This is a genomic window from Kosakonia quasisacchari (assembly GCF_004331415.1).
Taxonomy (GTDB): Bacteria; Pseudomonadota; Gammaproteobacteria; order Enterobacterales; family Enterobacteriaceae; genus Kosakonia; species Kosakonia quasisacchari.
Map to the genome: position 1 here is coordinate 81105 of NZ_SJOP01000021.1, position 10438 is coordinate 91542.

Sequence of the window (10438 nt, forward strand, 5' to 3'; positions counted from 1 at the left end):
TCTCACTGCTAAATGTAGCTGTAAAATAACCCTTCGAGTAAACGACTCCACCCTTCAATTAAAACAAAAAGTAGTAATTTGAGCGGAATAGCGATAAACATCGGCGCTACCATTTGCATTCCCAACGCCATCAGCACTGTCGATACAACGAGGTCTATCACTAAAAAGGGAATATAAATTAAAAAGCCAATTTTAAACCCGGACTGTAATTCTGAAAGTACAAATGCGCTTAAAATCAACGCCGGGTTATCGCGTGTTATGGGATTATTGGCCTGATCTTTCCAAAGTTTTTTTGCCGCCTCGGTTAAACGAATATGTGTTTCTGCATCAATATTGCGCTGTAAAAAATTTTGCAGCGGCGCAATTACCGTTGGGTAGTGAGTATAAATCGCGGCTACATCTATTTTATCCGGTGAGATTTGTCGCACGCGCTGGGTCATATCATTAAACACCGGCCCCATAATAAACAGCGTCGCGGCAAGCGAGATGCTGTATATCACCATGTTGCCAGGCACCTGCTGTATGCCCAACGCATTGCGTACAATCAGCAAGACGACGGAAATTTTAAGAAACGAGGTGGAAATAATCATCAGCAAGGGCAACAACGTCAGCGCCGCGATAAACAGCGCCAGCGCCGCGGGATTGATCTGCTGAATATCCATCAGAAGTGCTCCATCCGGGTAATTTGCAGCCCCAGCACGCCTTCAACATCCACCAATGTTCCCTGCGCCAGCGGGCGCTCGCCATAATAAATAGCCGCCTGACCGGGGGTAAAATCCGTGAATGTCACTATCGAACCCGCTCGCAACGACTGAAGCGCTTCGAGCGTCAACGTTAGCGTTCCCGCACGCAGCGTTATCCGCAGGGGAACAGATGAAAGATCCGGCATTTCATGCGGCTCTGCCGGTATTTCGCGCGACAAAGACACCGGGGGAATCGTCGCGTCCGGGTGCGGGAATGCGGTATCAACAGGGGTGAATTCCATTTCTATCTCCTTATGAGAAACAATCGTAAAGCTGTGCGCCAGCGGGGCGCATTGCTGTAAAGAGAAGCACTGTGTGCCGATCTGCAGTTGCCCTGAACCTGCCGGGTTAAAAAGCCGTTTTTCTGGCAGCACGATATCGCCAACGCGTAAATGCCGTAATGCAGCGGCGGTAAGCTCCGTTGAGGCCAGGATCAACGGGAAAGAGAGTAAAAACCGCTTATTTTGCGACACCGAAGAAAAGTGCCACGCCGAATGCTGAAACAGGCGAATTAATGTTAACGGCGACAGCGCCATTAACCCTTTTTCGTGTTGCTCGCTGTTTTTTATTTCAATCCAACAATAGATTTCCGGCTCATGGCTTTCCTGAGCAGGCTGTAAGTAACCCAATATATGTTTAATTTCCTGACTGAGCGCGGCGTTATACACATCCCAATACCACTGTGCCGAGGTATTATTATTTTCGGCCAATAATGGACAAAGCGATAACTGGCTCAGCAAAGGCTCCGCATTATAAAAGCGTAATTTCCCGTATTGACTGGAAAAACATATCGGTTTATTCGGCAATCTTTCTTCCGCCTGCAATGGAAAGAGTCGTAACTGCCTTTTCTGGCCATTAAGTTGAAAATTCAATATCGGTTGTCGATCCAGATATTGCCGGGCGATGACCTCATCTTTACTGACAGGAGGAAATAACAGCGCAGCTTTATTCATCAATAATGACTCTTTGCCCAACACTAAATGGCATGCAGATGTTCAAGGATAAAACGAAACTTCTCTTGCCGTTTTCTTTTCTCGATAACCTGCTGGAAATGCTCCGCGACCTCATCGCATTGGCGCGTGTAATCACTTTCTTGCTGTTTAATCAGCAACATGACGTCTTGCAACTGCCGCACCATTGCTTCTTCTTTTTCAAGCCACTTTCGCATATCCATTAACGATAAAGCGCGCTGTGTATGACGACCGCTCATCACGGAAAAGTAATCGCGATTTAATTGGGCGATGTGTTGGGAATGGTGATTAAGCGCGTCAAGTTGTTGTGCCATTTTTACCATTACGCGCTTTTGTTTTAACCACGCCAACTCCGTTTTTACCATCCGGTAATGATAAAGCGATAATAGCTGGCGCAGCAGCGTATTAAATTTTAACGATTCACCTGAGACGTTTTCATCCTCTTCGTTATAAAACACCTTGTGGTTCCGGAGCATTCGCCACTACCTCACGTAATTGATTTAAGGTTATTTCAGGCGCTCGCGGCGCGCGTAATGATTGTTTGAGAATATTATCCAGTGCGGGTTTAATCCCGACAGCGTAATCGGTAAAAGGATCGCTGCCAGTCTGGTATTCTCCCAGGCGAATTAACATTTCAATATCGGCATAGGCCGTCATTAATTGCCTTATATGTGTGGCAATAGCTTGCTGTTCAGTTCCCGTAATAGTATTCATGACCCGACTCAGACTGGCGGCAACATCAATGGCGGGATAATGCCCCTGATCGGCCAGTTTGCGCGAAAGGAGAATATGCCCATCCACTAAAGAACGCACTTCATCGGCAATCGGATCTTGCATGGAATCTTGTTCAACCAGTACCGAATAAAGCGCGGTAATGGTGCCTTGCCGGGTACGTCCACTGCGTTCAACCAGCCTCGAGAGCAAATTGTAAACCGAAGGAGGAAAGCCATTGCGCCCCGGCGGTTCACCGTTGGCAAGACCGATTTCGCGCTGTGCGCGGGCAAGACGTGTCAGCGAATCAACAATTAGCAATGTGGATTCCCCGCGCTGGCGAAACCCTTCGGCGATGGCGGTGGCAGTAAACGCAGCACGCACACGCTCCATGCTGCTGCGATCCGAAGTGGCGCACACCAGCACGGTGCGTTGACGTAGCGCTTCATCAAGCTCCCGGTCCATAAACTCACGCAGCTCGCGCCCACGTTCACCCGTCAGGCAAAAGACAATGGTGTCACAAGGGATGTTTCGCGCCAGCTCCGCCAGCAGCGTTGTTTTACCGCATCCCGCACCGGCAAAAATCCCCGCCCGTTGGCCTGCGCCCAACGTCAACAAGCCATCGATACTGCTTAGCCCGGTGTAAAGCGGCGTATCAATACACAGGCGATCGGTGGCAAGCGTGGCGTTATGCATGACCGGAACGGCTTGTGCAGTTAAGGTGTCGACGAAAGCAGCCCGGCCTTGCCCATCAAGGGCGCGACCAAACCCATCGAATACGCACCCTTTCAGCGCTGGCGAGACATGAATACTGTGAGGCAAGCCTAATGGGTAGACCTCTGAACCAGGCTTAATTCCCTCCAGCGTATCGAGTGCGGCAAGAGAAACCTCTTGCGAATCAAAACCAATCACTTCAGCCATAATTGTGTCGCCTGAAGGACGCGGCAAAAGACATAAGTCGCCTAACCGCGCGCCCGGAAGATGACACTGTAAAACGATGCCGCTAATTCCTGTCACCGAGCCGATAACATTTACCGGCTCTGTCTGCTCAAGTTGGCGTTGCGCAGCCTGCTGCCAGCGAGCTAGTTCCTCTTGCCAGCCGTCGCTCACCAGGGCACCTCAAAGCGTGTTTTGCCCTGAAAGATCAGCTTTTCTTCGTTAATGCCGAGAAGTTTGATGCCATTAATCTCGTCATTGATAAACACCCGCAGCCCGTTGTCGGTCACGATATACGGGGATTCACCCTTTACAACAAGAGCAATGCGAAAAGGCAGCGGTGGCGGCGGCTGAACTATATCCACGGAGATTTGCGCAGCACTTTGGTAACGCTGCGCAAAATGTTGCAGTAGCGCCTGCGTTTCAATCTGTAACTTATCATCGCCGACAAGATGCAAAATGATGTCGTCATTGCCGGTTATCTCCAGATCGACGCGTTGCCCTAAACCGGCCTGCTGAAGCAGTGACGCCAACATTTCGCGGGTTTGCGCGGCGGATTCAAGAAACGTTTTCTGCGGCTTCGACACCGGCATTGAAATATCCTCCGGCCGCTCGTCCTTACCGGAAAAACTGCCTACTCCGAAGGCGCCTATCGCGAGGAAAAAACAAACCGCAGCCACCACTTTATTTACTCGACGGCGCGGTCTTTCAGCGACCGGCGCATACGAACTCTGTTGGCTGTCTGCTTGCGCAGATGGGGGACTTTCCGTTTCCCAAGGCGTGTCTGACTGCGCCACACATAACCAAATCCCCGCCAGCGAGAATGGCGTACCGGGTTCGAGGCTATCGATTTGTTCGACCCGACGCCCCTCATTCGTCAGCACCGCACCTTGCAGGGCTTCCACTTGCCAGCCGTTATCCGTTGTACGCAGCTGGCAATGGTTTTGCGCAATCGCCGCGTCGTATAAAACCATGTCCGCATCGGGCGATGATCCAATTAACCACTGTGTACCGGTTAAAGGTAACAGTGCACCGCTATTCAGGCCGCTAAGCACTCTCAGTTCATAGAGCACGATACTTTCCCTCAATCTGCTGCATGTTCTGCGGGTTCGTGGGTTTCTGCATCAAGATCAATTCGCCCCTGAATCTGGACTTTTATCGATGGAATAAGCTCCGAAAAGGCAAGCACCGGAACAGGCGTGAACGACTCCCGTAGCAGACCGGAAAGCGGGCCACGCAACTCAGGCTCGACAAGCAGCACGCAAGGGATGTCTTCATCGGCAGGAAAGCACTGCGCTAAACGGGAAAGTAACGCTTCATGCATAACCGAAGAGAGCGTCATCGGCTGCGCACCCGCCGCGTTTAATGCCTGGCGGAACACCGCTTCCGTGGCGGGCGCCAGTAACCAGCTATTCAGCGTTTCATTTTGGCTGTACTGGTAACAAATCTGCTCTCTCAGCGCGTGGCGAACCTGCTCGGTTAACACCATCAGGTTGGATTCATGGCGGCTATTTTTAATCAATGTCTCGGCAATCAGGCGCAGCGGTCGCAGGGTGACATGTTCAGCGGCCAGCCGCTGCAATACCGCCGAAAACCACGCGATAGGCAAACATCTTTCGAGTTCATCGGCCAACTCAGGCTGCTCACTTCGCAGCCAGTCAACCAACGCTTTGCTCTCTTGTAAGCCGACAAATTTCCACCCCGTTGACAAGATGGCCCGCTGTATCCTGGCGAGGATCAGATCGCCAGAAGTGCGCTGTTCATTCTCGTACTGAGATAAGCGGTGATCGTCAACATCAAACCATCGCAAGGTTTGCTCTTCACGCTCTTCAAGCCCTGGCGTACCGTCATCTTCAGCAACCAGCGCGGCTTTGACGGCGCGCTTGTTGGCATCATACGTTGCGCGAATAACCGGCACTTCATACACGCAAAAACGAAATTCATCGAGCGCAAGCTGCTCATTACCTTCAAGCTCGAAAGAGGGCAGTGTGAGGCCATATTCAAAAACAGCGTCGTTGCGTAACGCATACATGCGCTGCAGCAGTTGTTCAAACTCCGGCTGTTGCTGATGCTGTGGGTGAAATTGCATCAGGTAGGGGCGCAGCGGAAAAAAGCGGCGAACATTTTCATAACCCATCAGTTCTGTCGCATTATCTGGCTCAGCGCCGACAAAAGAGGGATTAGGCTGCCCGGCCATTTCCATCATGCTCTTTTGTTGCCGGGTAAGCAGGAAGGCTAACGTCAGGCAGAGCAAACTCAGGGTGGTGAAAAGCATTGCTGGCATGCCTGGCACCACCGCAAACAGCGCCATAATAATGCCGCAATAGATCCAGGCTTTTGGATGGCGCGTTAACTGCCAGATTATCTCACCGCCAATATTTACGCCGGAGGCCGCATTATCGGAATTGACGCGCGTAATAATAATGCCCGCAGCCAGCGAGATCAGCAGCGCCGGGATCTGCGCCACCAGGCCATCACCAATGCTTAAAATCGAGTAGATATGCATGGCGTCGGCGGCGGACATTCCGTGTTGCAAAATGCCAACGGAAAAACCGCCGATTAAGTTAATAAAAACGATGATAATCCCGGAAATAGCGTCACCTTTGACGAATTTCATCGCACCATCCATGGTGCCAAAAAGCTGGCTCTCTTTCGTCAACTGTTCGCGTCGAACCCTGGCATCTGCAGTATCAATCAGGCCCGAGCGTAAATCGCTATCAATGGCCATCTGCTTACCGGGCATCGCATCCAGATTAAAACGCGCAGAAACCTCCGCAACGCGCTCAGCCCCTTTAGTAATGACCAGGAAGTTAACAAGCGTCAGAATCAAAAAGATAACCAACCCGACAGCCAGGTTGCCACCGGCGACAAAATTGCCAAACGTTTCAACGACATGACCTGCATCATGCTGCAATAAAATCATGCGGGTCGTGGCAACAGATAATGCAAGGCGGAACATGGTTGTCAGCAGTAAAACTGCCGGAAACGTAGAAAAAGCCAGCGGATGTGGCATAAATAATGCCTGGATGGCCAGCAACGTGGCAATACAGATATTCAGTGACAACGCCGTATCAATAATAAAAACCGGCAGTGGTAAAACCATCATAAAGACAATCGTCATGACGATAACCGCACCAATGAGCTCAGTCTGGTTAACCATTCTCACAGCCAGCTTCGTGAAAAACATTCTCATGAACACCACATATATTGATATTGAGCGAATAAGTCACTTTTATTAAGCATCGATAATCCCCCAGAATGAGATAACACTCCGGCAATCGACACTTTTCAAATCAACGCAAAAGGCAACGCATCTTCATTAGTGTGCATAACACGTAAATCTGTACAAAAGAAAATGTTTAAAAAAAACATCAAGCATTATGGGGAAAATGATTACCTTCCCTACGACGCACATAGAATAAAAAACCCTGACTCTATTTATGCATATTTAAAATAATCTTCAAGCCAACCAGGCAGATTTGCATTTAATTGCCACTCATAAGTGAACAAGCAATAAATGGATAATATAAAGGGAATTTTTATGGGGAAGTTACCCATCAGCGTTAATAATGAATCGATGTATAAAAGTTCATTCGATATAGATGAGTTAGTCACAAACACCACGACCAGACTCAGGAAATTCATCAGTCGTCGGGTTTACAATCAGAGTGATGTAGATGACCTTGTACAAATGACTTACCTTGAAGCATTTCGCAATCAACATAAGTTTATTGGCGCGTCCAGTAAAGAAACCTGGTTATTTGGTATTGCATCTAATCTGGTACGTAATCATTTTAAAAAGACATTTAGTAAACCTGAGACGGTGGCACTGGATGATGTCAATTTTTTAATTTCCGATCAGATATTCAACCCTGATTATATCAACGAACATAAAATACAACTTTCTGAAACCATTGCCATGGTCGATAAGTTGCCGCTCAAAATGCAAAGCGTCATCTACCATATTATGGATTCAGATACCAGTTATCACGACGCTGCCGAGCAATTAGGCATTCCCATTGGAACAATACGTTCCAGGCTCTCCAGAGTCCGTAAAATACTCAAGAATAATCAGGAAGAAGGGTAATTAATGGAAATAAAATTAGATGAGCGGATCTTAAAGCGCTTGCCTCGCGGGCTAAGAGTTGCGCAAAAAAGCGATATTGAAGCCATGACCATGATTTTTAATGAGACAGCGAATACCGGCGCTAATTCTCCCGTAACAAGACTGATCACCGTAAAAGAGCTGGGTTTTTATATCGAACTTTATCAACAAGACAAATTGCCGGTGTATGTACTGGAGCGCGATGGGGAAATCGTCGCATGGCTGTCAATCAACCGCTTTAGCTGGGGAACATTAGCTTGTCGGCAAACCGGGGAAATTGCCTTGTATGTTCGCGCGGATCGCTGTGGCAGCGGCATTGGCGTTCATCTTGGGCTGGCGGCGCTGCTGCTTGGCCGTGAATATGGGTTTGAAACTATGGTCGCGTGGATTATGGCTTCTAACCTTGCCAGCCAAAGAATTGCTAAATATCTCGGCGGTGAACAATGGGCTTTCTTACCCAGAATTGCCCGTTTCGGTGAACAACGCGCCAGTGTCATGCTGTTTGGTTTCCGGCCAGACCTGCGTCTTTATAAATAAAAAAGGGAATAATGGATATGCTAAAAATGGACTCGGTGCGTAGCCAGTTAGATAGTAAATTCAAACAAGCCAGCAGTGATTTTCAGACCTCAGCAAAAAACATGAACGGCATGTCAATGGGCGACTGGCTCACGTTCCATCAGCATATGAAACAATATTCTTCAGCCACCTGGGCTGCGAACCAGGAAGTGACGCTCAATCACAACCTGGCTCGCTCAATTATTAACGATGGTCGATAAGCCAACAGGTGACATGGATGAAATTATACTGGCGTGTTTTTTATTCACCTATTTCGCATTGCACCAGGTTATATAAACGATGCGCAACGCTAACCCTGATATTATTAACAGTTTTTATAAATCAACATGCCGTTGCGGCTGTGCCCGCCGTATTAAATAGTGGTGAATTCTCTTACCAAAACACCCCTGCACCGTTAAATAAAGTATTGGAGGATTTTGCTCATGCCTTTTCACTACGTTTGGTTATAGATCCAAAGATTTCGGCAGAGGTAAAGAATAAACTACGCGCCAATACCGCTCAGCAATTTATTGAACGTCTGGCGCTTGAATATAACTTACAGTGGTTTATTTTCGAGGATAAATTATACGTCAGCAGTAAAACGGATCAGCAATCGCTAAAAATTAAAGTCTCTGGTGAGTCGATTGATAGCCTTAAAAAAGCATTGACTGATATAGGTCTGTTAGAAAAACGATTTGGCTGGGGAGAACTGCCGGAGAGCGCCGAAATATTGGTAAGTGGCCCCACCGAATATGTCAACTTAATAAAGATGTTTGCTGAGCAGCCTGATGCCAATAAAAACAAAGAGGGCGCTTTCGAAACCATGTTCTTTCCTTTACGGTTCGCAGAGGCGGCCGATATCCGGGTTGAATATCAAAATGAACTGATCACCATTCCAGGCGTTGGCACAATATTATCGGAGTTATTAGATGCAAAAAAATCCTCGCCACAGCTTCAACGGTACAATTATCCAGGCGCACTCGATGCCGGTGAGAGCAAAAACCCGTTTAATAACCGATTAGGCGCGTCGTTTTCAGCACTGACTGACCGCATTTCACTGGCGCCCGCACTGCCCGCGTCCACCGATGACAAACCGAAAATCGTGGTCAGTACACGCAGCAATGCAATCCTCATTCAGGACAACCCCGCCAAAAGGAATGAGTATGCGCAGCTCATTGAAAAACTCGATGTGCCACTGAGATCGGTCGCCATCGACACGCTGGTTATCGACATGGATAACCGCCAGGTTCTCAATACCGGCATGCAGGAAAAACGGTTAAGCCGCAGAGGCAGCGTTTACGATGAGGTTATTAACGGCAACAAATCTGTCCTTAACGCGCAGGAGATGAAACGATTTCAGGCTGAAATTCAAAAAATTGTCGAACAAGGCGGCGCGTCGTTAACCGCTCGCCCTTCACTGACAACGATGGAGAATTTTCCGGCTGTCTTTAATTTTAGTAATCAAAATCGACAAGCGACAAAAGATGACACGCTTTCTACTGCATCCAACGGTGCGGTGTTGCAAATTACACCCCGTGTTATCGCCAGTGACAAACAGGAAGCGTTGCAGATAAAAGTCAATATGTATAACAAAGGGACAACGCCGTCGCTTGAAAATAACAACAAGACGGGCAATCTCAGCACGCTGGTAACGGTCGATGAGGGTGATTCGTTAATCATTGGCGGATTATCTGTACATGAGAAAAAGAATACCGGCGTCAACTTGCGGGAAAGTGAAAATCGGCAACGGTTTATTATCATTACGCCGAAAATCATCCAAAAGGATGCTAATAAAGAAAAAGGCAAGGTAAGAAAAACCGCAGCAGAATATGGTGGTTCGTTTTCCAAAAAAATGTATAAGCGGATCTTCGATGATATCACCAGACTATCCAGCGGCAGTATTTCACCCGGTGCATCACCCACTATCGATGATATAACCATTGAGGATGTTTGCGATATTAACTGGCCACTGACCGTGCTGGCTGGAAACGTTAAATCGCTGGCAACGCAAGAATATACCATTTCTTCATCATTAATAAAAAACGCGGGGCAGCAATCTGTTGTATTTCATGATGCCGATTGTGATAACGATGAAAATATCATGATCGTCCCTTACCCCAACTCGCCTATATCACCTGGTGCTTATATCGAAATTTATATAGCCAGGAAGACCGAAGCACAGAAATAACCTCGTTCAAAGATCGTGAAGGAGCCCTACAATGAAAATTAACCCATTAACCCCTGCCATTATTAATACACCGGTGGAAAACAGACAAGATCCTGGCATTGAGAAACGGGACCGCCGGGATATTCCCACTGGCTCTCTATACACCGGCCCGCAAAACAACAATGACGACCGCGCTGTCCGCCCCGATGCCCGCTCGCTGGTCTTTACTCCCGATCCGCGTGGTGAAGGG

At 48.2% G+C, this 10438-nt stretch carries 11 protein-coding genes; 5 read left to right on the forward strand and 6 right to left on the reverse strand.

Annotated features, from left to right (window positions below):
* Positions 1-8: 8 nt before the first annotated feature.
* The 6 genes from sctR to sctV form a co-directional block, all read right to left on the reverse strand.
* Positions 9-662, reverse strand: coding sequence for a type III secretion system export apparatus subunit SctR (gene sctR / locus E0L21_RS19895; RefSeq protein ID WP_131412531.1), 654 nt, complete (start codon positions 660-662; stop codon positions 9-11).
* A complete protein-coding gene (locus E0L21_RS19900; protein ID WP_235855262.1) occupies positions 662-1483 on the reverse strand; it encodes a FliM/FliN family flagellar motor switch protein in 822 nt (273 codons plus the stop codon). The genes sctR and E0L21_RS19900 overlap by 1 nt, the downstream gene beginning before the upstream one ends.
* Before the next feature lie 236 nt (positions 1484-1719).
* Positions 1720-2190: a hypothetical protein gene (locus tag E0L21_RS19905; protein ID WP_131412535.1), complete on the reverse strand. Its 471-nt coding sequence runs from the start codon at positions 2188-2190 to the stop codon at positions 1720-1722.
* A complete protein-coding gene (locus E0L21_RS19910) occupies positions 2162-3538 on the reverse strand; it encodes a FliI/YscN family ATPase (RefSeq protein WP_407928685.1) in 1377 nt (458 codons plus the stop codon). Before E0L21_RS19910 ends, E0L21_RS19905 begins: the two co-directional genes overlap by 29 nt.
* Positions 3532-4434, reverse strand: coding sequence for an FHA domain-containing protein (locus E0L21_RS19915; RefSeq protein WP_131412539.1), 903 nt, complete (start codon positions 4432-4434; stop codon positions 3532-3534). Before E0L21_RS19915 ends, E0L21_RS19910 begins: the two co-directional genes overlap by 7 nt.
* A gap of 11 nt (positions 4435-4445) precedes the next feature.
* On the reverse strand, positions 4446-6548 hold the full coding sequence (sctV, locus tag E0L21_RS19920; protein ID WP_131412541.1) for a type III secretion system export apparatus subunit SctV: 2103 nt from the start codon (positions 6546-6548) through the stop codon (positions 4446-4448).
* Between the two features lie 354 nt (positions 6549-6902).
* On the opposite strand from sctV, the gene E0L21_RS19925 reads away from it, so the two are divergent.
* The 5 genes from E0L21_RS19925 to E0L21_RS19945 all read left to right on the forward strand — a co-directional run.
* On the forward strand, positions 6903-7448 hold the full coding sequence (locus E0L21_RS19925) for an RNA polymerase sigma factor (protein WP_131412543.1): 546 nt from the start codon (positions 6903-6905) through the stop codon (positions 7446-7448).
* Positions 7449-7451: 3 nt separating this feature from the next.
* Positions 7452-8003, forward strand: a complete 552-nt coding sequence (locus E0L21_RS19930; protein WP_131412545.1) for a GNAT family N-acetyltransferase — start codon at positions 7452-7454, stop codon at positions 8001-8003.
* A gap of 17 nt (positions 8004-8020) precedes the next feature.
* Entirely contained in the window at positions 8021-8242 is a 222-nt protein-coding gene (locus E0L21_RS19935; RefSeq protein WP_131412547.1) for a hypothetical protein, read from the forward strand.
* 17 nt (positions 8243-8259) lie between these two features.
* Positions 8260-10209 carry a secretin N-terminal domain-containing protein gene (locus E0L21_RS19940; protein ID WP_131412549.1) on the forward strand — a complete coding sequence of 650 codons (1950 nt, stop codon included), beginning with the start codon at positions 8260-8262 and terminating at the stop codon, positions 10207-10209.
* A gap of 31 nt (positions 10210-10240) precedes the next feature.
* Positions 10241-10438 (forward strand): hypothetical protein (locus E0L21_RS19945; RefSeq protein ID WP_131412551.1); only part of this gene is annotated, 198 nt, incomplete at its 3' end.

What these genes read in the sequence shown, in the direction of transcription:
- sctV (WP_131412541.1), bottom strand. Translation starts at nt 6,548, where the DNA reads ATGTTTTTCACGAAGCTGGCTGTGAGAATGGTTAACCAGACTGAGCTC.
- E0L21_RS19935 (WP_131412547.1), top strand. Translation starts at nt 8,021, where the DNA reads ATGCTAAAAATGGACTCGGTGCGTAGCCAGTTAGATAGTAAATTCAAA.
- E0L21_RS19905 (WP_131412535.1), bottom strand. Translation starts at nt 2,190, where the DNA reads ATGCTCCGGAACCACAAGGTGTTTTATAACGAAGAGGATGAAAACGTC.
- E0L21_RS19930 (WP_131412545.1), top strand. Translation starts at nt 7,452, where the DNA reads ATGGAAATAAAATTAGATGAGCGGATCTTAAAGCGCTTGCCTCGCGGG.
- E0L21_RS19940 (WP_131412549.1), top strand. Translation starts at nt 8,260, where the DNA reads ATGAAATTATACTGGCGTGTTTTTTATTCACCTATTTCGCATTGCACC.
- sctR (WP_131412531.1), bottom strand. Translation starts at nt 662, where the DNA reads ATGGATATTCAGCAGATCAATCCCGCGGCGCTGGCGCTGTTTATCGCG.
- E0L21_RS19925 (WP_131412543.1), top strand. Translation starts at nt 6,903, where the DNA reads ATGGGGAAGTTACCCATCAGCGTTAATAATGAATCGATGTATAAAAGT.